The sequence below is a fragment of the Nonomuraea terrae genome, assembly GCF_044465245.1.
In the GTDB taxonomy this organism is placed as follows: Bacteria; Actinomycetota; Actinomycetes; order Streptosporangiales; family Streptosporangiaceae; genus Nonomuraea; species Nonomuraea terrae.
In genome coordinates, this window is record NZ_JBITLL010000002.1 from 519,425 (window position 1) to 541,434 (window position 22,010).

Below are 22,010 nucleotides of genomic sequence, written 5' to 3' on the forward strand. Positions count from 1 at the left end.
GCCCGGGCGGCGGGATCACGAGCGGGGCCGGCGCCGTCCCCGCAGCAGGTAGGCGATGGGCCCGACCGGCTGGACGAAGATTCCCGCCCACCACAGCGCCTTCCGCCCGCGCACGTCGTCCTGGGGGCGGAAGGCGAGATCCACCGCGACGGCGGAGGTCAGTGCGATCTCCGCGCATCCCAGCGCCACCAGCGCGCCCCGTCGCCTCCTCGACATCTCGCTCCAGCGCATCGGGAGGCTCCTTCCCTCGCTCCTCCGCCACCAGAGTGCCGGACGGTGACGGCTAGAGCCTGATCGCGCCGGGACGGCGGTCCTCGACGACGAACGACGCGAACGTCGTCGCGGCGGCGTCGGGCCGGCTGACGGTCGGCACCATGCGCAGGTCGGTGCGCCACCGGTGCCGGTCCACCTGGCAGGTGACGTAGCCGCGCCGGTCGCCGTCGAAGAACTTGATGTGCGGGTTCCACTTGATCATCGGCCCGTAGTAGGGGCCGTAGACCTCGTCGTCGCCGTTCGTGGTGATCGACGTGCCGACGAACTCCGTCGCCACGACCGGCGAGTCGGGCCGGTCGAAATCCTGGTGGATGTCGTTGACGAAGGTCGAGTGCCAGTCGCCGGCGACCAGGATCGGGTTGCGCACCTTGGCCGAGACGAACGTGTCGGTGATGGCGCGGCGCGAGGCCGGGTAGCCGTCCCAGGCGTCGTGCCAGATGATGTCGCCGGTGGGGCCGTCGTGGTGGAGACGGGCCATCATCACGCTGGTCGCGATCACGTTCCAGCGGGCCTTCGACGCACGCAGCCCGTCCAGCAGCCAGCGTTCCTGGGCGGCGCCGAGCATGGTGCCCTTCGTCGGGTCGTCGCCCGCCGCACACGCGGGGGCCTCGCCCCAGCCGCACGGCGGCGCGCTGCGGTACTGGCGGGTGTCCAGCAGGTCGATCTGCGCCAGGCGGCCCCAGTTCGTCCGGCCGTGGAGCAGCAGCGAGCCGTCGGGGCGGGGCAGTGAGCGGCGGCTGACGGGCTGGTGCTCGTACCACGCCTTGTACGCGGCGGCGCGGTTGGCGTCGATCGGGCCGTACGCGCCGGCGTAGTCGTTGGCCACCTCGTGGTCGTCCCAGGTGACCAGCCAGGGGAAGCGGGCGTGGGTGCGCCGCAGGTCGGGGTCGGACTTGTACAGGGCGTACTGCATGCGCCAGCGGTCGAGGTCGCGCGGGCCGTCGCGGAGCACCTCGGGCGTGGGGGTCTCGCGCAGGCCGCCGTCGGCCGGCACGCCGTACTCGTAGACGTAGTCGCCGAGGTGGACGACCAGGTCGAGGTCCTCTTCGGCCATGCTCCGGTACGCCGCGTAGTAGCCGTGCGTCCAGTCCTGGCAGGAGGCGAAGGCGAAGCTCAGCGAGCCCGGGCCGCCGTGCTCGGGGGGCGCGGTACGGGTGCGGCCGACCTCGGACACGTCGCCGCGGTAGCGGAAGCGGTAGTAGTAGTGCCGCTCCGGCTCCAGCCCGTCCACCTCGACGTGCACCGAGTGGGCGAGCTCCGGCAGCGCCGAGACGGTGCCGCGCCGGACGACCTTGTTCATGTTCTCGTCCAGGGCGAGCTGCCAGTCGACCGGCACCGCGCTGGTCGGCATGCCGCCGTCGGGGCTGAACGGGTCCGGCGCGAGCCGGGTCCACAGCACGACGCCGTCGGGCGTGGGGTCGCCCGACGCGATGCCGAGGGTGAACGGGTACGCGCCCCCGCGCAGGGCGGGGGCGGCGAGCGCGGTGCCTTCGAGCGGGACCTGGCTGAAGGCGGCCAGCCCGGCGACGGCGCCGACGCCGGCGAGGAAGCCGCGGCGGCGTAAGGGATTGTTCGGGGAGATCACCGGGTCATCGCAGCGACCCCGCCCGACCGCCAGGTGTCCCCTGGCGGACCTGAACGTGACTTTTCCCGCAAAGATTGCCTTCCGTGCAGGGAGGCCTCAGGCATGGCAGTGACCTCCCGGCGTGCTCGTCGGGGCCAGGTCGATGGCGGGATCGAGGTCGAAGAACCCGGCGTGCTTGAGCGTGGAGCCGATGGCGGGCGGCTCGGCGACGTCTCCCTCTGGGATGTGGCTCGAACGGCCGACGCGCGAAGGAGCCGCAGCGGGCGACGATGCGCCGGCGGCCGGATCTCCCTCGGTGAGCCACTCAGCGTGACCGTCACCATGCCGGCCCCTGGCGGCGGCTCGATGGCGCCTGAATGCCTGTGGTCCTGAGCGGCGGCGGCATGCCGGACCTGGCATCAGCCGTCGTCCGTCGGCGTGGGAGGGCACTGGTCAGACCTGCTCGAAGTGGAACGCCTTGATGAAGCAGTCGCGGGGCTGGGCGACGGCGAAGAGGATGCACTCCACGAGCGAGTGCGCGGTGAGGGCGTCCTTGGCCGTGCGCGGGGTCGTCTCCCATTCCTCGGAGAGCGGATCGGCGTTGTCGAAGTCGGGCGGGTAGAGCGAGATCACCCGGACCCCTTGAGGACGCAGCCGCTTGGAGAGGATCTCGGCGAACCCCGCCTGAGCGCTCTTGGCCGCGTAGAAGGCGTCGTGCGCGTCCGACCGGTGGTGGCCCGGTGTTCCGCAGGCGGAGACCATCGTCACGACATCTGGCATCTCCGAGTTGCGCAGCAGAGGGAGGAAGTTCTTCGTGGTCAGGACCGTGCCAGTGGCGCCGGAGGCGATGGTGTCGACAACGTCGGCGTCGCTTGCTGACAGCAGGTCCGGCCCGGCGAGGTAGCGAGAGCCGTTGTTGACGAGTACGTCGACGCGGTCCGTGTGTTCCGCGACGCTGGCAGCGAAGTCGCGGATCGAGGAGGGGTCCGTCAGGTCACAGGCGAAGGCGTGCACCCGCTGATGGCCGCGGTCGCGAATCTCGTCGCGGACTCGTTGAGCGGCGGCGAGTTCGCGTGCCGAGAGGAAGACCTCGGCGCCGAGGTCCGCGAGGCGGATTGCCAGGGTTCGCCCGAAGTCGCGGCCGGCGGCCGTGATGACGACGCGGTGATCGTCCCATCTCATGGTGTCGCTCCTGGTTCGTGGATCGGTTGGTGCGGTGCATTACGGCGGCTGACATCGGCTGCGTAGGCGGCCCAGCCCCGGCCGATGCTTTCAGCCACTGAACGGCGGCCTTGATTCGGACGTACGACTGGGCCCCTGCCCAGCGTCGGCAACTCGGCATCGGTGAGCTCGGGCGGAGGTCCTTGGCGGGGTGCGTCTCCTAGCCAGTCGTCGACCGTCACGTACCGTGCGGTCTAGCGGCCCAGCCAGGCGTCCAGGCGGGACAGCAGCTGCGCCGTGGGAACCGTGCCGCCTGTGGAACCTGTGTACACGGCCTGGCAGGGGGCGCGCCAGATCCGTACCTCGGCGATGGCGCCGGTGTGGTCGCCTACCCACACCACGTCGAGTGCTGTCGGCCGCGTGGATCTCGCCAGCCCGCAGTCAGTGAGGTTGGTGACGTTTTCCGTTCCTCCGCTGTCGGTCACGGTGTTCACGGCCGTCGAAGTGTTGATCAGCGAACGCACGGATACGAGGTCGTCCGGGACGCGGAGCTGGGCTCGCAGCCGGAGCAGGTCGCCGTCGAGCCGGTACCGGCAGGCGGTGGCCGCCGACAGCGGGCTAGGCAGGAAAGTGCGCCAACCGGGGCCCCGGTTGGCCGCGACGTCATCTCGCGGCCAACCCCGTGCGTGGGTCAGGTCGATGTCCGCCGCGGGCAACTCGGCCGCGCATCCGGCGAGCGCCGAGGGCTTCGGCCGAGCCTCCAGTTGGGCCCGGTAACGGCGGAGAAAGGCGTCGCTCGGATTGCCGAACCTCGTCCGGTCCGCGTACCGGGCGGTGCCGCAGTTGCGGTCCACCAGCACGACGGCGGATGTGCGCCCGTCCCCGTAGTGCACGACGAAGGACAGGCTCGTGCCGTAACCGACGGCGGTGCATACCTCGCCGAGGTGAAGGTCGTCTCCCAGAACGCGTCCTTTGGCCGCCTCCCGCTCACGCAGCTCGGCCTCCAGTACGTCGCGCGTGGGTAACGCGTTGAGCTCGGCAACCATCGCGTCGACCTGCGTGGTGAGCTTTCTGACCGGTGCCGACGCTCCCGCGGGCCGCTGCGCCGTCGCCAGTGGCAGCTCACACATCGTCACGGAGACGGCCCCGTCTGGGGGCACCAGCGCCCCCGGCCGATCGCCGCCCTCCCACCCTCCGTCGGGCGAGGTCGGGCACCCGTCGGCTCCGAGCCGCGGGCCGAGGTTGTGCAGCGGGAAGGCGGCTGGAGCCGCGAACAGCAGCGCGAACACTCCCGCGATGACTCCGCCGATGCGCAGCACCATGGAAGAAGAATGTACGGGGTGACAGCCGTTGTGTGGGTGCGACCGGAAAACGGCGGGATCCTCCACGAGGAATCTTGTCAGGCGAACCGCTGACGGTGTATCCGGTCGTAGTCGGCGTGCCGGACCAGGCGGCGTGCGCCTCGGCCTGGCCATCACGCTCAGCGATCATCCGCTTGACGAAAGCTGCAGCCACTCACACCGTTCAGGCCTGCCGAGCGGGCTATCGGCTCGACATCCGCTGTGCGGGTTCGTGAATCGCCTTGGACGGCAGGTGTCGTTCGAGTTAGAGGGTGCCGCCGAGCGCGGCGATGTTGGCCGCCCCGAGGATGAGGAAGGGCGCCGCATGACTGACACCGAACAGAGGGGCGAAGAAGACCGGGGCGATGATCTCGGCTGCGACAAAGGAGTATTGGAACACTGCGAGGTAGCGTCCGCGTGCCTGGAGCGGGGAGGTCGCGGCTGCGAGGGCCATGGAGGCCGGAGCGTGCATGACCTCGGCGATGGTGCACAGGAGCATCGCGGCGATGAGCGCCGTCATCGCCCATGTACCCCGACCTTGGGTGATGGCAGCCAGTGCCAGGCCCCAGCAGGCCCGCAGTCCTGCAGCAGCGCACAGGACACGGGTACGTCGGTAGCGGGCGAGCCGGCGTGTGATGGTGCTGCCCAGGAGTGCGATGAGGACCGCGTTGCCGACCAGGACCGCCGATGTCAGCCACGCGGGGCCGTCCAGGGCGGCCTTGATGAACGTCGGTAACGCGAGCCCGAGCATGAGGGTCGACAGGGCGTAGACGATGTTGAGCACGGTAAGTCCTATGAAGGCCCGGTCTGCGAGCAGAGTCCCGTATCCGACGGAGGTGTGCGCGCGTTGTTCTGAACGGCGAGGCAGGTGCAGGAAGACGGCGAGTGCGAGCGCTGCGAGCGCGAGGCAGGCGCAGGAGGCGCACGCGATCGCGTGGTAGGTGATCTGCCGGCGTCGGCGATGAGGAGGCCGGCGCTGAGCCCTCCCACGCCGATTCCCACGGTCCGAGCGACGTTCGCCCGTGCGTACCAGAGGTCCTTGCGGGTGGAGGCGGAGTGGTCGGCATGGTCAGCGACGACCTGGGTGCCGGGGGCGCCCGCCGACCGTGCCCCTGTCACGCGCGCCGCGGAGGCGGCCACCGCCCTGGCCGCCTTCCTGACGGCACTTCACCACCCTGCCGCCGAACAGGCGCCCACGGCCAGGACCGCGGAGGGCCGCTGGCCGGCTGCTCCGAGGGTTTCGCCAGAGGACTCGCCTCGGCCACCGAGTTAGGGCTCATCCCCTCGCCGTCCGCGGAGTCTGGGAAGACGCCGCCGCGCCCGGCTGGGCAGGTCCGGCGCTCTGGCTCCACGGCGACCTGCGTCCGGCCGACGTCCACACCGCGGACGGCGCCATCTGCGGCGTGATCGACTTCGGCGACCTCTTCGCGGGCGACCGCGACCTCGCCGCCGCCTGGATCCTGCTGCCGGACGACACGACCGACCGCTTCCATGCGGCCTACCAGCCGGCCCCGGGCGGCGGGCGATCCTGCGCCGCGCCCGCGGATGGGCGGTGCTCCGCGCCCTCGGCGGCATCCTCATCGGCGAAGCCGGCGTCCGCGGCCGCCCAGGCGGCAAGGCCACATGGGGCCCACCTGCCCAGGCCGCACCGCGACGCCTCATCGCGACGACCCAGCACTGACCAACCGCTCCGCGCACCGGGCGGGATTGCTGGACCGGACCCGTCGAACGGTCGGCAGCGGCGCCGGATCACGGCGAGGCTCCGTGGTCGTTGTACGCTCACTGCCGCTCAGCTGTCACCATCGCGTCCGTGTCCGAGGCTGTCAGGGCGCTTCTTTCCAGGCGGGCAGTTCCTCGATGTCGCGGGTGCCGCGCAGGGCACGGCAGAGGGGCAGCGGGGAGAGCAGGATGATCACGGCGGCCGCCCACAGCGTGGCGCGCGGCCCCGCCGTCTCCCCCACAACGCCGCCAAGGAGGGCGCCGATGGGGAAGACGCCCATCATGAAGAAGCGCATGGTGGCGTTGACCCGGTTCAGCAGGTGTCCGGGGCACAGGCGCTGGCGCAGGGTGACGTTCGTGACCGAGTAGACGATCTGGCCGAGCTCGCCGGTCGCGGTGCCGATCACGAGCAGGACGACCCCCCACCCGGGTTCCGCCAGCGGTCCGAGCAGCGCGACGGGGCCGGTCACGGCCAGCGAGAGCCAGATGATCCGGGCGGAGCCGAAGCGCCGGGCGAGGCGGGGCGTGAGGGCCGCGCCGATCATGACGGCGGTCGAGCCGAAAGCGAGGACGACCCCGATCGCCACGGGCGGCAGGCCGAGGGTGCGCACCATGAAGACGAAGCCGGCCGCCGAGGCGACGGCGAAGGCGAAGTTGCAGGCGGCGCTGGTCAGCAGGGTCGCGCGCAGCAGCCGGGTCCGTACGACGAAGGCCAGGCCGCGGCGGATCTCCGTACCGAGCCGCTCCCCTCGCGGCCGGGGCGGGGCGGCCGGTTCGCGGGTCCTGATGGCCAGCAGCGACGCGGCCGACACGGCGAACGCGGCGACCTGGATCAGCACCACGTTCGCGGCCCCGACCAGGGTGGACGCCCAGCCGCCGATCCCCGGACCGGCCAGCTGGCCGCCGGCGCGGATGGTCTCCATGGCCGCGTTGCCGGCGAGCAGGCCGCCCTTGCCGACGACGGAGGGCAGGTAGCTCTGGTAGCCGACGTCGAAGAAGACCCGGGCGGCGCCGGTCAGCAGCGAGACGAGCACGAGGTGGGTGATGGACAGCGTGCCGAGAAGGGCCGCCACGGGGATCGTGGCCAGGAGCGCGGCGCGTACGAGGTCGGCGGCGACGAGGACCGGGCGGCGGCGGCACCGGTCGAGCCAGGCGCCGGCGGGCAGGCCGATCAGCGCGAACGCGATCGTCCCTGAGGCGGTGACGAGACCGAGCTGCAGTGGGGACGCCTGCAGGGTGACGACGGCGAGCAGCGGGATGGCGACCATGCTCACCTGCGCGCCGAGCTGGCTGGTGGTCTGGCCGAGAAGGAGCAGGCGGAAATCGCGCTGCCGGAACGTGGGGTCGCCGGGCATCGGATCCTCCAGAGAGCCGGTGGGGTCGGACCCCCACCCGCGGCTCCGAAGGCGTCGCCAGGGGTGGGGGACGTTACCGGTCCCTCCCGGGCGGCGTCAAATCAGGGGGGTGCGTTCCGCCGGGAAGATCGCCGCTCACGCCCGAGATCGCGAATTTCGCCACACCCATTCCGGCATTCAAGGATCGTGATGGTTTGACACAGGGAACGTATCTGGCGTGACCTTGTCCCAATCCTCCCATCGGTACCAGCCACCGTCGCAGAACCCCGGCGGTCTGGCGGAGACGATCATTGGGACGTCCCGCCGGCTCGTATCTCAAGAGGAAATCACCAGGTCAGGACGGTCACCAGCGCGCCGTGCGGCCCTCTCGGAGAGGGCCTCCGCGCGCATTCAGGTAACAAACATTTCCTGAAATAACCGGTCTATCGTATTGTCATTGACTGGAATTGTTGGAACATATGGTCAGAGTCATCGAGTGAGGTCCATAGATCGCTTCCAGGAGAAGACGGCGGCGAGGGGAAAGGGGCGACGCTCATGCACCAACGTGCTGTCCGAAACTTGGCCAAGCTCGATACGACGCAAGCCAGAATCACGCGGATTTTCGACGCGGCGGCCGGCGGGAAGAACCACTTCCTGGCGGACAGGGACACAGTGCGCCATTTCGACCAGGCGACCCCGGCCCTCACGAACGCGGCCCGCGCCGTGCTGGAGTTCCTGACCCGGATGATCCGCCATCTGGCCGCGAGCGAGGGCGTCGACCAGTTCATGATCGTGGGCAGCGGCATCCCCGGCCTGCCGGACGGGCTCCTGCTGCACGACATCGCCCGCCGCGCCGCCGCGACGCGTGATCTGCGGGTGGTGTACGTGGAGAACAACCCGATGGTCGTGACCATGGCGCAGGCCACCGTGGAGCCCTTCACCGACCTGGTGCGCGTGGTCGACGGCGACGTCCGGGAGATCGACGAGATGCTCCACGACCACGTCGTCCAGACGTACCTCGACTGGGACCGGCCGGTGGCGATCCTGCTGCTGTCGACGTACTGTCTCGACGAGGACGAGTACGCCCACTACGTCGTCAAGCGGCTGCGGCACACGGCGGCGCCCGGGAGCTTCCTCGGTCTGCTGCACACGACGTTCGACGGCGTGCCGGACGAGCTGCTGCCGGCGATCAGCGACCTGCTCGCCATGACGCTGCCCCGTCTCGCGATCCGCTCCCGCGAGGAGGTCGAGTCTCTGCTGGAGGGCCTTGACCTGCTGGAGCCTGGCCTGGTCTGGGTGCCGGAGTGGCGTCCGGACGGCTCCGCCGTCACCTGCGCCACCGACCCCGCCGCCTCGGGCACCTACGGCGCCCTGGCCCACATCCCCTGACCCTCGCGTGCGCAACAATCTTGTCCGCGGCGGATTCCCAAGAGTGAACATCAGCGTTTATCGTGGTATTGGGAGCGCTCCCAACCTGAGAGGTCTGATGCTGATGGCCCTTCCCCCCGGGCCCCTGTCCGCCCCTCCCCTCCACACCGTGGAGTGCCTGCTCCCGTCCGTCCCGGCCGGTGTGGCCAAGGCGCGCTCCCTGATCCGTACGGAGCTGACCCGCTGGGGACGTGTGCGGGAGATCGACGGCTGCCTGCTCATCGTCAGCGAGCTGGCCACCAACGCCGTCCGGTACGGCGGTTCCGCGTACGCGCTGCGCCTGGAGGACCGCGGCGACCGCCTCTACGGCGAGGTCTTCGATCCGGGCGACGGCGAACCCTGCCCTCGCTCCCCCGACGTCGAGGCGCTTTCCGGGCGCGGCCTGCAGATCGTCGCCGCGCTCGCCGACGAGTGGGGCGTCACGGCGGCCGAGGGCGGCAAGGCGGTCTGGTTCTCGGTCCGCTGCGCGGCGTAGATCGGCATTTGTCACATCTTGGTGATGGTCACGGAGTTCCGGGTAATGGGTCACCTCGGCCGGCCGTTCCGTGACGAACGGCCGGCGGGTGATGCCGATCGCGCCGGTGGAGGACGGTTTGCCGATCACGGGACAGCCGTGGCCGTTGGGCTTGGCGATCGCGGTCTTCCTGATCGCTTCGGTGGTCACGATGGTGTGCACGGTGCGGCTCGTCGGTCTCGGGGACGCGCTGGCGGACCGTACCGGCTGGGGCGAGGCGCTGTTCGGGGCGGTGTTCTTCGGCGCCGCCACCTCGCTGTCGGGGATCGTCATGACGGGCGTGAGCGCCGCCGACGGGCAGGCGCAGCTCGCCTACAGCAACGCGGTGGGCGGGATCGCGGCTCAGACCGTGGCGATCGTGGCGGCGGACATCGCCTATCGGCGCGCCAATCTGGAGCACGCCGCCGCCTCGGCGCAGAACCTGCTGTTCGGCTGGCTGCTGATCGTGCTGCTCAGCGTCGCGCTGCTGGCGTCGTTCAGCCCACAGGTCACCGTGCTCGGCGTGCACCCGGCGTCGGTGGTCATGATCGCCCTGTACGCGGGCGGGCTCAAACTCATCCACGGACAGCCGCTGATGTGGCGTGCCGTGACCCCGGGAGGTCAGGCCGGACACGCCGTCCGACCACGGCCCGCTCGGCCGCCGCCGCGCCTGGCTGCTGTGGGCGGAGTTCGCGGCGGTGGCCCTGCTCGTCGTGGCGGGCGGCTGGGCGGTGGCAGGGGCGGCGCAGGACATGGTGGTGCTGACCGGGCTGAGCGCCGGCGTGGTGGGCGCGATCTTCATGGGCGTGGTCAACGCGCTGCCCGAGTCGATCACCGCGGTGGCCGCCGTCCGCCGCGGGGCCGTGACGCTGGCCATCGCGGCGGTCATCGGGGGCAACAGCCTCGACGCGCTGAACCTCGTCGTGGGCGACATCGCCTTCCGCGGCGGGTCGCTGTTCCACGCCGCCCGGGCCGATCAGCTCTTCCTCACCACGGCCGCGTTGCTCATGACCGCCGTGCTCCTGGGCGGCATGCTCGTCCGCCAGCGGCGCGCATGGGCGCGGGTCGGTTTCGAGGGTGTGCTGCTCGCCGTCCTCTACGTCTCCACGGTGGTCATCCTGGCGTTCTGAGCCGGAGGTTGTTTACCTCTCCGGACCACCTTGCTGACCTGCGCGGGGGTATGACGAGGCCGCACATCGTCAACGATCTTCAGGGTGACCGCATGAGCGTGTACAGAGGGCTGATCGGCTGCGTTCTGCTGATGGCCGGCGGAGCCTCTCCCGCCCTCGCCGCACCGTCCGGCGCGGCGGCGCGCCCGAGCTCGATCGCCGACTGCCGGGATCTGCGCATCGACCCGCCGCGGGTCGCCGACGGCCCGGTGGTCTCTCTGCGCCTCGACGGCGGGAACCTCACGGTCGAGGACGCCTTCGCGGTGCTGACGGCACCGCGCCTGCGCGTCCGGCTCGACCCGGAGGCCGTACGGACGATGCGCCGCTACCGCGAGGACGCGGTGGCGCTGGTGACGCGGCAGGACCCGCCGCCGCCCCGCGTGTACGGGTGGAACCAGGCCCTCGGACCGCTCAAGGACAGGTCGATCGGCGTCGAGGAGTCCGCGGAGTTCCAGAGGCGGATCCTCGCCTCTCACGGGGTGGCCACCGAGCCCGTGCTGGACGGGGCGATCACCCGGCTGGCTCTGGTGATCCGCGCGAACCAGATGGCGCGCGGGCACATGGGCGTGCGGCCCGAACTGCCCAGGAAACTTCTCGAGCTGGTGAACAAGGGGGTCACCCCGGTGCTGCCGCAGGTCGGATCGCTGGGGTCGGGAGACCTGCAGCCGATGGCGGTGGCCGGCCTGGTGGCCACCGGAGGCGCCGGGGCGTGCGCCGGCCTGAGCCGTCCGGGACAGGCCACCCTGGTCGCCCCCGCCGGGGAGATCCTCCGCGAGGCGGGGATCGCGCCGCTGGAGCTGGAGATGGGCGAGGCGCTGCCGATCGTGAGCGGCAGTACGGTCGTCGCCGCCGGCCACGTGGCGGCGCTGCGCCGGGCCGAGGCGCAGGCCGACCACGCCGAGGGCGCGTTCGCCCTGTTCATGGAGGCCACCCGGGCCGAGGCCGGCTCGCTGGACCCGCGTACCCACGCCGAACGCGGGATCCCCGAGGAGGAGCGGGTCGCCGCGAGGCTGCGGGCGCTGGTGCGAGGTAGCGCGTTCATGACCGGCCGCACCCGCGTCCGGTTCAACCCCGACGACACCGACCGGATCCAGGACGCGGTGTCGGTGCGCGCGGCGCCGCACATCCTGGCCTCGCTCCGGCAGAACCTCGCCCACTCCCGGCAGGTCCTCCGCCAGGAGATGAACGCCTCGACCTCCAACCCGCTGCTCTTCAGGGACGGCGACGGACAGGTGGAGTTCGTGATGGGCGGCAACTGGGACGGGGCGGTCATGGGCCACAACCTGGACGCGCTCAACGCCGGCCTCGCGGACGTGGGCGTGCTGTCGCAGGAACTGTCGGCCCGGCTGTTGTCCAGCAGGTGGAGTTACGGGCTGCCGGCCAACCTGGCCGGCGGCCCGGTGGGGCTCAACTCCGGCATGGTGCAGCTCCAGACGGTCGCCACGGCGCTGATCCCCGAGATGCAGGTACGGGCGTTCCCGTCGGGGACTCTGTCGCGGCCCGCCAAAGACGGGCAGGAGGACCACAACAGCATGGCGATGGCCTCGCTGCGCAATCTGCTGGCGAACCAGGAGCGGCTCGACACCGTCCTGGCCGTGCTGTACATGATGAGCGCGCAGGGGGTCGACCTGGTCGTCCGCGGCATCGACGACGGCGCTCCGCCGCCGCGCCTCGGGGACGGCACCGGGCGCCTCCAGGCCGTGATCCGCTCCAGGATCGCGGAACTGGAGAACGACAGAAACCTCACCGGCGACCTCCAGGAGATGATCGTCCTGGTCAACGGCCGTGGCGACGACCGCCTCCGGCAAGCCGTCCGCGGCACGCCCACCACGCCGAACCCGGCACTCACCCAGACGACCGCCACACCGGCCCGCTGATCCCGCAGGTGGGTGGAGGAGGCCCTCAGCGACGTCATCGTCGCCGCGAACACCGGCTGGGGCCCGTCGCCCGTCCGCTCGGCCGCTCGCCGGACCGGCCCTGCCAGGCGGGACGTGCGACCGGGCGGCCCCGGGTCGCCGGGCGGGCGGGGTGCGGAAACTGTCGGCGGGGGGCGCTAGTTTCCGCGCATGGATCACTGGGGCGAGATCAGGAAGCTGATCGAGACGCGACACGCCGACCGGCTCGCGGAGCGGGTCAAGGAGCTCGACGAGGAGGGGCGCAAGGAGGTCGCGGCCCGGTTGCCGCACCTGCTGAAGGAGTTGCGCGGCCGCTTCGACCGGTGGGACACCGGCGTGGTCGACTACGCGATCGTGCTCCGCGTGGCGGGCGCGGCCACCCTCGGCGGGGCGGCGGCCGTGGCGTCGTGGCTCTACCGGCGCGACTTCGCACCCCAGTGGGCGGGCGCCGACAGCGACGTCGACCTCGTCCTGGCGGTGATCGCCGAACGGCCCGCCGCCTGGCGCGTCGATCTCGCCAAACGCCTGGCGCTGCGCACGCGCACGTCCGACGACCGCGGCATGCCGCTCGCCCTGGCGCTGCTGCGTGCGACCGGCGTCGAGCCGCCGCCGCACGACCCCCTCGTGAGCGGCTGGCTGACCAGCCACCTGAACGGCCCGCAGGAGGGCCTGCCCGACGATCCGCTGCTCGACCACCTCCTGCCGCGCCTGTTCGAGGCCGAGGGCGCCGGCCGGGTGCTCCAGTGGGAGAACGACCCGCGCAGGGGCTGGCTCGCCGCCCTGCCGGCGCTGGCCGAGTCGGGCCGGGTGAAGCGCGAGATGCTCATCGACGGCTGCGTACGCCGGTTCCTGCGCGGAGGCACCCCGATCGACCTGCGGTTCTTCGTCCGGCTCCACGAGGCGCTGGCCCCGTCACCCGCCGAGTCGGCCGCCTACGCCCGCGACTACCTGCGCCTGCTGCCCGCCTCCCCCGGTCAGGTGGCCGAGCTGGCCGTGAAACGCCTGCGCGCCCTCGACGACCACACCGCAGCGATGAGCGGCTCCACCGCAGGGGGCGGTCGTGCCGCGGGGGATGTCACACCCGGCGGGCTGACCCCGGATGACCTGGCCGAGGCGTGGGAGTCGTTGCTGTTCCGGTCCGAGCGGAAGCTCGTACGAGCCGGTCTGTCGTGGCTCGACCGTTCCGTGCGGCGAACGCCCGAGCTGGCCGGTGTGGTGGCCGCGCCGCTGGCTCGCGCGTTCGCCGCCGAGTCGCGCGACCTGCAGGAGAAGGCCGTCGAGCTCGCCGTCGCACACGCCGCCGCCATGGACGAGGAGGGCCGCGCCACCGTCCGGGAGGCGATCGAGTTGCTCCCGTACGATCTCGGCCGGCGCGCCGCCGAGGCGTTCCCCGGGGGCACGGTCGCGGAGCCCGAGCCCGCGTTCACTCCCCCGCCGCTGCCCGCCGCACCCGAGCGGTCCGGCAGGCTGGTCGCCCCGATCAGCTCCCTCGCCGAGCTGAGCGATCTGATGAACCCGCACATCGTCTCCTGGTCGAGCTGGGAGAAGTGGGAGCGGATGCTCGCCGGTTTCGTCGCGCTGGCCACGCTCGACCGAGCGGGCCTCGTGGCCGCGCTGCGTGACCGGATGCCCAGATCCTCCTATCCGTCGGTTCCCTGGCACTATCCCGACGGAAGCTGGAACCGCGCCGAACACTGGCTGTTCGGCGCGGCCCGCTCCCTGACCGGCACAGCGCCCGAAGCCGGCACCTGGCGACGCCTGCTCCCGACGCGACGCATGACCCCGCCGCACCGGATGCTGCTGCACCGGGCGGCCGAGGTCGTGCGAGCCGTCGAGGAGGGCACGCTCCCTCCCGTGCTGCTGGCCACGCCCACCCACAGCACCGGGCACGTCGCGGCGGACGAGCTGGTGCGGCGGCTGGAGATCCTGGCGGCGGCCGGGGCGAAACCGATGGCCGCCGACCTGCAGCAGGCGCTGCTGCGTCTGCCCCGCACCCCCGACCCCGAGGCGATGGCGCGGGCGGCCCGGCTGGCCTCGCCCGCCGCCCGGATCGTCGCCGAGTGGCGGTGCCCCGAAGTCCGGGTGGAGCTGGACTGGACCTGCGGGAGCGGAGCCGCCTGCGACGACTGGCACGACGGGAGCCACCACCACGACATGCGCCCGGTCCCGGCTGCCACCGCCGAGCTCACCGGGCTGCCGCTGGCCGACCTGCTGCTGGGCAGCTTCGAGAGCTCGGCGTCCGAGGCCCAGCATCTCGCGTGGTGGGCCGCGACGTTACCCTCGCACCGCGAGGTCGCCGCGGCACACGCGCTGCCACATGTGCTCAAACACCTCTGGACGGACTCCCCGGCCGGTTCCGGCCGGCTCCGCGGGCTCGCCCGGGCCGAGGGCGCGCCGGGGGCGGCGTTCGCGGCGATGCTCGCCCACGCCCTGGGCGATCCGGAGCAGGCCGATGCCGTCGACGTTCTGCTGGAGGTCGCCGCGCGGGACGAGCTGCCGGCTGACGAGGTGGGCCGGCAGGCCGGGCTGCTCGGGGCGAACGGCCATGTCAAGCTCACGGGCCTGACGGCCGCGCTCGACGCCGCCGCCAGGCGAGGAGCGTACGCGCAGGTGTGGCTCATCGCGGCGGCGGCGCTGCCGGCGCTGCTGCCCGCACCGGGACAGCGCCCGCGCCACGGCCTGACGGGATTCGTCACGCTCGCCGCCACCACCGCCGAGTGGTGCGGCGCCCACGGCGAGATCCCGGCGGTACGCGACGCCGCCGCCCGCAGAGGCACCAGCGGCCTCCTCCGCGAACTTCGCCGCCTGCACACCCTGCTCACGGCCGTCCCCACCACCGCCACATCCGGCCCGACCACCGCCGAACCCGGCGCCGCCGTGCCTGGCCCGGCCACCACCGAACCCGGCACCACCGCCCAACCCCGCGCCACCCCCCAACCCGCGCCACCACCAACTCCGGCGCCGCCACCCCCCAACCCCGCGCCACCACCAACTCCGGCGCCGCCACCGCCCAACCCCGCGCCGCCGCCACCGAACCTGGCGCTGTCACCACCGAACCCGGTCCTACCGCTGTCGGGTCCGGCGGCGGACGCGCGGTTCCCGGTGTCTTGAGCGGGCGGCCGCGCCGGAGCGCCGGCAGCGCAGTCGGACAGGAAGGATGATCATGATGAAGCGATCTGAGCGTTGGCGGTCGCGCGACGGCGAGGCGCACGCGCGCCGGACGTCGATCGGTGACGTGGTGCGTGCGGCGGCCGTGCCTGGCTGGTCGGAGCTGGTGGTCCGCCGGGCCCAGGTCGGGTCGTACGCGGTGACCTCCGTCATCCGCGACGGCCGGGAGATCGCCGTCGAGGCGGTGGACGAGCCGTTCCGGCTCCTGCGCGAGGTGTCCTACAGACCCGGCGTCGGCACCTGGTTCACCTGCGAGCTGGCGTTCGCGCCCCATGGCCGGGGATACACCGGCCGGGTGGACGCCTCCGCGCCGCCGCTGGCCGACGTTCCCCCCGCCGCGGCGCTGGCGGAGCTGACCACGTTCCCGCGTGAGGACACGCCCGGCTGGCTGCTGGACGCGTTGCCGACCACCGTGCCGCTCACCGCGCCCACGACGTACGGCGACCACTACGACCGGTGGCGCGAGCACCGCGGCAGGCATCCGTTGCCGCCGATCGACGGTGACCTGGTGTACGTTCCCGCCGCCGTCATGACCGCTCGTGTGTTCGATCACGGTGTGGAGCGCGGTCAGCACCTGTGGCACGTGGCGGAGAAGGACGCGGCCGGGGCCGACGCCCTGATGATCTCGGCGTACGAGCAGAAGTACTGGGTCGGCCGGGACGGTGCGCGCGGCATCGGTGAGGGGGTGCGCTCGCTCTCCCTCGACGGCGCGGTGCTCCGGCTTGAGCTGACGTCCGAGGCGGCCGACGAGCTGCGTACGGAGACTCTTTACGAGGTCCGGCTCGACCTGCCACCCGAGTCGATCGACCGGCTGCGCGCCGCCGTGCCGGACATGTTCCGGCTCGTGGACGACGCTCCCGAGCTGATCGGTTTCTGACCCATGCCACCACCCCTGACCTGTTCCGACTCCTAGACGTGGCGCCCTGGCACTGATCGGGTTTCCTCCCGGACATGCTCCGGCCCTCATCAGCGACCACCGGCTCGTGCCGCCGTCCCAAGCGGCCGCGGGGTCGAAGACGATCGGCCCGGCCGTCGCCCCCCGTCAGGGCTCGGGCCGGAGATGATCGACCCGTCCCGCACACGCTGGGGCCCGTGGCCCGCACACCGGCCGGGCCGCCATCCTGAGCGGCACCCGGCGCCAGAAGCGATGACTCCTTCACACCAAGGAGCAGCTGCCGCGACCACGGGTCCGGAGCGCCGAGCGGTGTCCGGGGCAGGGGCGAGCGGCCCCGGCCGGTGTCGCGGGCAGCGATCGATGTCAGGGCGATGACGGAGAAGGAGCTACGTGACGCGTTCAGGCCGGGCCGTGTTCCGGCTGTTGATCGGGGGTGGAGGTGATCGCCGCGCGCCGATGGTGCGGGGGCGGTCGGTTGCGGATGGTTGGTTCCGTGCCGGAACCGGAAACCGAGGGCCGCACGTGGTGCAGACGGTTCGTCCCGTGCCGGAAACCGACGGCCGCACGTAGTGCAGACGGTTCGTTCCGTGCCGGAAGCGGAGGGCCGCACGTGGTGCAGATGGTTCGTTCGGTGCCGGAACCGGGGGCCGCGCGTGGTGCGGGCCCCTGGTTCCGGCTCGGCCGCCGATGGAGGCGTGGCTGTTCGCGGTTACGGCTGGACGACGGTGATGTCGGCGCCGAGGAGCTCGGCGGTGGCGTGGAGGTCGGCGGCGCGGTGGCCGGTGCCGAGAGCCCAGTGGTGGGAGATGCCGGTGGCGCTCCAGGCGTCGGTCCATTCGCCCGGGTCGCAGCCGAAGTCCACCCGGGAGGTGGTGTTCCCGATCTGGAGCAGGGGGCCGTCCACCACCTCGCCCTCCGAGACGACGAAGCCGTAGCGGCCGTCGCGCGCCTGCCGCAGCCCGAACACGGTGACGGGCCCGTGCTTGACGTCGAACTCCACCGACACGCCCCACCCCCGCTTGCCGTGGTAGACGCCGAGGCCGCGCAGCAGCGGCCTGCGGGCGCTGATGGCCAGGTGGGCGGGGCCGTCGTGGCCCATCTCCACGTGACCGCGGTGGAAGTCGAGCGCCTGGAACTCGGTGAACGAACCGCCGGCGCCCAGCCGGTCCATGATGAGCATGGCCAGGCTGGTGCGCAGCTCGTACTCGCCGGCGGCCGGGATGCCGCGTGCGGTGAGCAGGGACGCGCCGAGGATCATGCCGGCGCCGAGCCGTTCGTGGATCTCGCCGTCCAGGCCGCGGTGGTAGTACGCGAGGCTGTCCAGCTCGAAGTCGTCGACCAGCCGGTCGAGGCCGACCGACACGCGGGCCGCCCACTCCAGGTCGTCCTCGTTGACCGAGTCGGCCAGCTCGAACACCTCGCGGGCCAGCTTGACGCGTTCGGCGGCCTCGTCGCCGGTGACCTTCTCGACGCGTACGCGCAGGTCGTCGAACTCCAGCACCTCGACGTGCCCGCCGAGGTTGGCGCTGACGAGGGTGAGGTCGGTGGCGACGTCCATCATGCCCGGGTAGAGGTGGCCCATGAGGCCGTGCCGGCCGCGGCGCAGCGCCGCGCGCACGCCGGCCGCCCGCACCCAGCGGCCGATCTTCGTCCACGCCCGCTCGTCCTCCAGGTACCCCGACACCGAGCGGAACGGGATGCCGAGCCGGGTGAAGGCGTTGGCCATCTCCGGCAGCGGGCACGCCCCGCAGTAGGCGAGCCACTGGCCGGTGTCGAACGTGGCGTGGTCCATCGACTCGGTCGGCTGCAGGTTGATCAGCAACATGGGGGCGCCGCTGCGCTGCGCGATGGGCGCGAGCATGGTGGCCGTCATGTACGTCGTCAGGAAGCCGACGATGAGGTCGCAGCCCGCGGCCCGCAGCTTCTCGGCCGCCTGGGCCCCTTCCTGGGCGTCCGAGATGAACCCGACGTCCACGATCTCCGCGTCGAACTCGCGCATCCGCTCCGACACGCGCGCGGACGAGCGCTGGAGCTGCGGAAGCAGGTCGGGGAACTGCGGCCAGTACGCCCCCAGCCCCCCGGCGACCAGCCCCACCTTGACGCGGGGCGGCGTGATGCGAGTTAACGTGCTCATGACGAGCCTCCTTCGGTCAGCGGACCTCGACCTCGATGATGCGGGTGTAGTCGTTGGCGCCGTTCGAGGCCAGCGCCACGATGCGGACGGCGTCCGCGGTGACGGGCGCGAAGTCGGAGCGGGCGTCGCCCGCGGTGTTGCCGCGCACCTGGGCGACGGTCTGCCACTGGCCGCCGACCTGCGCCTGGACGTCCCAGTCGCGCAGCCCGTAGGTGTCGGCCGGGTAGCGCTCGGTGTCGAGCGTGTACAGGTCCACCCGCGAGACCTGCTTGGCGCCGCCGAGCGCGATCGCCACGGTGTCGGGCCAGGCGCGTCCGGTGGCGTCGTTCCAGCCGTTGCCGCCGGCCCAGCCGTTGGAGGAACGGTCGCCGTCGACGACGCTGCACGGCGGGTAGTTCGCGCTGGCGTGCTGCGAGGAAGCGGTGACCGGGCGGCGCAGCGCGAGGTTGCCGCCGTTGTCGAGCTCGTCCACGGTCGTGACCTCGACCGGCACGGTCAGCGTCTCGGCCGGGGTGCGCAGGCGCAGGCCGTACCCGCCCTGCTCGGTGCCCGGCGGGACGGCGACCAGCAGCTTCGCGCGGACCTCGTGGCCGGGCGGCAGGTAGCTGGTCAGCATCGTGCGCGAGGCGGTGAGCGGCGCGTCGATCTCGACGTTCATGGTGGCGAACCGGGCCTTCTTGGCGTCGCTGCGCATGCCGATGTCGATCTTGGCCGGGCAGGCGGGGTCGACGCCGAGCGGGGCGACGAGCCGCTCGGCGCCCGCGACCGGGGTGAGCTTGCCGGTGCCCGTGGAGGAGCCGGGCTTGACCTTGACCGACACCGAGGACGGCGGCTCGGGGTCCGGTGCCCAGGCGGCGGCGGTGAGCGTGGCGACGGCGGCGACGGCCAGCGCGGCGGTGAGGGTACGCATGATCGTTCCTTCCTCAGAGCACGTTGACGCCGGGGGCGCCGTCGAGGGTGACCAGGCTGGCCCTGGTGGTGATGGGGGCGCCGGGCCGGTCCACGTAAGGGACGACCTTGAAGTCGGAGCGCCACCGGTCGCGGGTGACCTCGCAGGAGACGTAGCCGCGCTGGTAGCTGGAGAACCTCAGGTGCGGGTTGAGCGGGTCGGCGCCGCCGGGCGGGATGCCCTGGTTCGGGTTGCCGTTGCCGCCGCTGCTGATGGACGTGCAGACGAGCTCCACGCCGACGGTCCGGGAGGACGGGTCGTCGAAGTTCGCCTTCAGATCGCCCGCCATGTTGCAGTGGATGTCGCCGGTCAGCACCACGGGGTTGCTCACCTCGCGGTCGATCATGCCGTGCAGCAGGCGGTCCTTGGCGGCCTTGTAGCCGTCCCACAGGTCCATGCTGAGCTGCTGCTCGGGGCCGGGGGCGAAGTCGAGCTGCATCATGGCGATCTGCTGGGCCAGCACGTTCCACCTGGCGCGGGAGGCGCCGAGGCCGTCGAGCAGCCACTTCTCCTGCTCGGCGCCGAGCATCTGGCGGGCCGGGTCGAGGCGGTCGTCGCAGCCGATCTGCTGGCCGTCGCCGCAGAGCTGGTCGTCGCGGTACTGGCGGGTGTCGAGCACGTTGAACTCGGCCAGGTCGCCGAAGGTGAACCGGCGATAGATCCGGGCGTCCGGGCCCTCGGGCGCGGGAACTCTGATGGGCATGTTCTCCCAGAACGCCCGGAAGGCGTTGGCCCGGATCACCAGGAAGTCCTCCTCGGTGACCTCGCCGCCGGGGCCGTGGGGGCCGGCCCAGTTGTCGAGCACCTCGTGGTCGTCCCAGGTGACGATCCACGGCGCCCGGTGGTGCGCGGCCTGCAGGTCGGGGTCGCTCTTGTAGAGGCCGTACTGGATGCGGAAGCGGTCGAGGGTGTCGCACTGCACCCGGAACTGCTCGGGAACGGGGGTCCTGCGGTTGCCGCCCATCGGCAGGATGCCGAACTCGTAGAGGTAGTCGCCGAGGTGGAAGACCACGTCGGGCTCCTCCTCCGCGAGGTGGCGGTAGGCGGTGTAGTAGCCGTCCTGCCAGGCCGCGCACGAGGCGAACGCCAGCCGCATCGACTCGGGGCCACCGCCGGCGGCGGGTGCGGTCTTGGTGCGGCCGACGGGGCTGATCTCGCCGCCGGCGCGGAACCGGTAGAAGTACTCGCGGCCGGGGTCCAGTCCCTTGGCGTCCACGTGGACGGAGTGGCCGTACTCGGGGTGGGCCCAGGTGGAGCCGTGCCGGGCGCGCCGGCTGAACGTCTCGTCCTCGGCGACCTCCCACTCGACCTTGATCTTGCCGAACGGGAGGCCGCCGAGCGGCTCCAGAGGGTCGGTCGCGAGGCGCGTCCAGAGGATGACCCGGTCGGAGAGCGGGTCGCCGGAGGCCACGCCGAGCCGGAAGGGGTTGTCGCCCTTCACGGCCGCGCGTGCGGTCCAGGGGTCGGCCAGGTTGGTGGTGAAGGCCAAGGCCAGAGCGGAGCCGCCGAGCCCGAGGAACGTACGTCGCGAGGGACGATGCATGCTTGCTTCCTAAGGTGGGGGGCGAAAGCCCTCACTTTGTAGCAAGCAGGCAACGTCTTAACAAGATGCAAGTTACAAATAACATCTTCGTGCGTTACATCGGCGCGAAGCCGCCGGGTGCGGGGGACGCGGTCGTCGCGAAGCCGTCCCGGGGGCGGGGTGTCACATCTGCGCGACCTCGACGTGGGCGTGGTGGTCGCGGAGCCGTTTGAGGAGGTCGGCGGGGGCGTTCGCGTCGACCACGACGACGTCGAAGTCGCTCAGCGGCGCTACCCGGTGCAGCGCCACCCGGGCCAGCTTCGAGCCGTCGACGGCCAGGATCCGGCGCCCGCCCGAGCGCAACATCGCCCGTTTCACCAGCACGATCTCCTGCTCCTGGTGGAAGGCGTACTTCTCGGAGATGGCGGAGGTGGAGACCACGACGAGGTCGGTGCTGACCGCCTCCACCGCGTCCACACAGCCGAGGCCGAGAAAAGAGTCATGTGTGGCGTGATATTCACCGCCGAGGGCGATGAGCCGGATGTCGGGGTGGCCGGCCAGCAGCCTGATGGCCTCCAGGAAGTTCGTCACCACGGTCAGCGGGGCCAGCTCGTGCAGCTGCCGCGCCACGGCCAGCGCCGTGGTGGAGTCGTCCAGCATGATGGAACTGCCGGGCTCGATCATCCCCGCCACCACGCGCGCGATCGCGTCCTTCTCCGCCGTGTGGGCCTTGAGCCGGTAGGCGATGTTGCTCTCCCACACGTTGCTGGCCTGCGCGGTGGCCCCGCCGCGGACCTTGCGCACCATCCCCTGGCGCTCCAGCTCGTCGAGGTCGCGGTGGACGGTCATCACGCTCACGCCGAAGCTCTCGGCGAGCTCGGTGACGGAGGCGGAGCCCTGGCGCACGATGTGCTCGGCCATGCCGTGCCAGCGCGCTGACCTGCTCGAGGTGTGCGGCCGCGAATT

At 71.9% G+C, this 22,010-nt stretch carries 16 protein-coding genes and 1 pseudogene; 7 read left to right on the forward strand and 10 right to left on the reverse strand.

Translation table 11 applies throughout. The features are described 5' to 3' along the window. Positions 1 to 15: 15 nt before the first annotated feature. From ACIBP6_RS08805 to ACIBP6_RS08830, 6 genes are all read right to left on the reverse strand, one after another. Positions 16 to 231: a PLDc N-terminal domain-containing protein gene (locus ACIBP6_RS08805; protein ID WP_397050206.1), complete on the reverse strand. Its 216-nt coding sequence runs from the start codon at positions 229 to 231 to the stop codon at positions 16 to 18. Between the two features lie 52 nt (positions 232 to 283). Beyond that, the gene (locus tag ACIBP6_RS08810) at positions 284 to 1,858 is read right to left on the reverse strand and encodes an alkaline phosphatase D family protein (protein WP_397050208.1); all 1,575 of its coding nucleotides are present in this window, start codon (positions 1,856 to 1,858) and stop codon (positions 284 to 286) included. A 432-nt stretch (positions 1,859 to 2,290) separates the two neighbouring features. Continuing rightward, entirely contained in the window at positions 2,291 to 3,019 is a 729-nt protein-coding gene (locus ACIBP6_RS08815) for an SDR family oxidoreductase (RefSeq protein ID WP_397050210.1), read from the reverse strand. Positions 3,020 to 3,252: 233 nt separating this feature from the next. Further along, entirely contained in the window at positions 3,253 to 4,320 is a 1,068-nt protein-coding gene (locus tag ACIBP6_RS08820; RefSeq protein WP_397050212.1) for a hypothetical protein, read from the reverse strand. A 283-nt stretch (positions 4,321 to 4,603) separates the two neighbouring features. Next, entirely contained in the window at positions 4,604 to 5,122 is a 519-nt protein-coding gene (locus tag ACIBP6_RS08825; protein WP_397050214.1) for a hypothetical protein, read from the reverse strand. 1,039 nt (positions 5,123 to 6,161) lie between these two features. After that, complete coding sequence (locus ACIBP6_RS08830) at positions 6,162 to 7,412, reverse strand: MFS transporter (protein WP_397050216.1); 1,251 nt, start codon at positions 7,410 to 7,412, stop codon at positions 6,162 to 6,164. A 558-nt stretch (positions 7,413 to 7,970) separates the two neighbouring features. Here ACIBP6_RS08830 and ACIBP6_RS08835 point away from each other — a divergent pair. The 7 genes and pseudogenes from ACIBP6_RS08835 to ACIBP6_RS08865 all read left to right on the forward strand — a co-directional run bounded on the left by ACIBP6_RS08835 (position 7,971) and on the right by ACIBP6_RS08865 (position 16,421). After that, positions 7,971 to 8,780, forward strand: coding sequence for an SAM-dependent methyltransferase (locus ACIBP6_RS08835; RefSeq protein ID WP_397050217.1), 810 nt, complete (start codon positions 7,971 to 7,973; stop codon positions 8,778 to 8,780). Between the two features lie 103 nt (positions 8,781 to 8,883). Further along, positions 8,884 to 9,294, forward strand: coding sequence for an ATP-binding protein (locus tag ACIBP6_RS08840; protein ID WP_397050219.1), 411 nt, complete (start codon positions 8,884 to 8,886; stop codon positions 9,292 to 9,294). 190 nt (positions 9,295 to 9,484) lie between these two features. Continuing rightward, positions 9,485 to 9,814: pseudogene (locus ACIBP6_RS08845) on the forward strand (cation transporter); the annotation flags it as partial. 196 nt (positions 9,815 to 10,010) lie between these two features. Continuing rightward, positions 10,011 to 10,442 carry a hypothetical protein gene (locus tag ACIBP6_RS08850; RefSeq protein ID WP_397051491.1) on the forward strand — a complete coding sequence of 144 codons (432 nt, stop codon included), beginning with the start codon at positions 10,011 to 10,013 and terminating at the stop codon, positions 10,440 to 10,442. A gap of 92 nt (positions 10,443 to 10,534) precedes the next feature. Further along, positions 10,535 to 12,358, forward strand: coding sequence for a histidine ammonia-lyase (locus ACIBP6_RS08855; protein WP_397051493.1), 1,824 nt, complete (start codon positions 10,535 to 10,537; stop codon positions 12,356 to 12,358). A 189-nt stretch (positions 12,359 to 12,547) separates the two neighbouring features. Further along, on the forward strand, positions 12,548 to 15,487 hold the full coding sequence (locus ACIBP6_RS08860) for a DUF7824 domain-containing protein (protein WP_397050221.1): 2,940 nt from the start codon (positions 12,548 to 12,550) through the stop codon (positions 15,485 to 15,487). 52 nt (positions 15,488 to 15,539) lie between these two features. Then, positions 15,540 to 16,421: a hypothetical protein gene (locus ACIBP6_RS08865; RefSeq protein ID WP_397050223.1), complete on the forward strand. Its 882-nt coding sequence runs from the start codon at positions 15,540 to 15,542 to the stop codon at positions 16,419 to 16,421. A gap of 727 nt (positions 16,422 to 17,148) precedes the next feature. Here ACIBP6_RS08865 and ACIBP6_RS08870 read toward each other — a convergent pair. The 4 genes from ACIBP6_RS08870 to ACIBP6_RS08885 all read right to left on the reverse strand — a co-directional run bounded on the left by ACIBP6_RS08870 (position 17,149) and on the right by ACIBP6_RS08885 (position 21,965). Beyond that, positions 17,149 to 18,573 (reverse strand): arabinose isomerase, encoded by a 1,425-nt coding sequence (locus tag ACIBP6_RS08870; protein WP_397050225.1) that lies wholly within the window; start codon positions 18,571 to 18,573, stop codon positions 17,149 to 17,151. A 16-nt stretch (positions 18,574 to 18,589) separates the two neighbouring features. Next, on the reverse strand, positions 18,590 to 19,483 hold the full coding sequence (locus ACIBP6_RS08875; RefSeq protein ID WP_397050227.1) for a discoidin domain-containing protein: 894 nt from the start codon (positions 19,481 to 19,483) through the stop codon (positions 18,590 to 18,592). Between the two features lie 13 nt (positions 19,484 to 19,496). Beyond that, the gene (locus ACIBP6_RS08880) at positions 19,497 to 21,065 is read right to left on the reverse strand and encodes an alkaline phosphatase D family protein (RefSeq protein WP_397050229.1); all 1,569 of its coding nucleotides are present in this window, start codon (positions 21,063 to 21,065) and stop codon (positions 19,497 to 19,499) included. A 162-nt stretch (positions 21,066 to 21,227) separates the two neighbouring features. Next, positions 21,228 to 21,965: a DeoR/GlpR family DNA-binding transcription regulator gene (locus ACIBP6_RS08885; RefSeq protein WP_397050231.1), complete on the reverse strand. Its 738-nt coding sequence runs from the start codon at positions 21,963 to 21,965 to the stop codon at positions 21,228 to 21,230. Between the last annotated feature and the right edge of the window lie 45 nt (positions 21,966 to 22,010).

Coding starts and splice junctions, on each gene's coding strand:
- ACIBP6_RS08805 (WP_397050206.1), bottom strand. CDS start 231: ATGCGCTGGAGCGAGATGTCGAGGAGGCGACGGGGCGCGCTGGTGGCG.
- ACIBP6_RS08815 (WP_397050210.1), bottom strand. CDS start 3,019: ATGAGATGGGACGATCACCGCGTCGTCATCACGGCCGCCGGCCGCGAC.
- ACIBP6_RS08820 (WP_397050212.1), bottom strand. CDS start 4,320: ATGGTGCTGCGCATCGGCGGAGTCATCGCGGGAGTGTTCGCGCTGCTG.
- ACIBP6_RS08830 (WP_397050216.1), bottom strand. CDS start 7,412: ATGCCCGGCGACCCCACGTTCCGGCAGCGCGATTTCCGCCTGCTCCTT.
- ACIBP6_RS08840 (WP_397050219.1), top strand. CDS start 8,884: ATGGCCCTTCCCCCCGGGCCCCTGTCCGCCCCTCCCCTCCACACCGTG.
- ACIBP6_RS08855 (WP_397051493.1), top strand. CDS start 10,535: ATGAGCGTGTACAGAGGGCTGATCGGCTGCGTTCTGCTGATGGCCGGC.
- ACIBP6_RS08860 (WP_397050221.1), top strand. CDS start 12,548: ATGGATCACTGGGGCGAGATCAGGAAGCTGATCGAGACGCGACACGCC.
- ACIBP6_RS08865 (WP_397050223.1), top strand. CDS start 15,540: ATGATGAAGCGATCTGAGCGTTGGCGGTCGCGCGACGGCGAGGCGCAC.
- ACIBP6_RS08870 (WP_397050225.1), bottom strand. CDS start 18,573: ATGAGCACGTTAACTCGCATCACGCCGCCCCGCGTCAAGGTGGGGCTG.
- ACIBP6_RS08875 (WP_397050227.1), bottom strand. CDS start 19,483: ATGCGTACCCTCACCGCCGCGCTGGCCGTCGCCGCCGTCGCCACGCTC.
- ACIBP6_RS08880 (WP_397050229.1), bottom strand. CDS start 21,065: ATGCATCGTCCCTCGCGACGTACGTTCCTCGGGCTCGGCGGCTCCGCT.
- ACIBP6_RS08885 (WP_397050231.1), bottom strand. CDS start 21,965: ATGGCCGAGCACATCGTGCGCCAGGGCTCCGCCTCCGTCACCGAGCTC.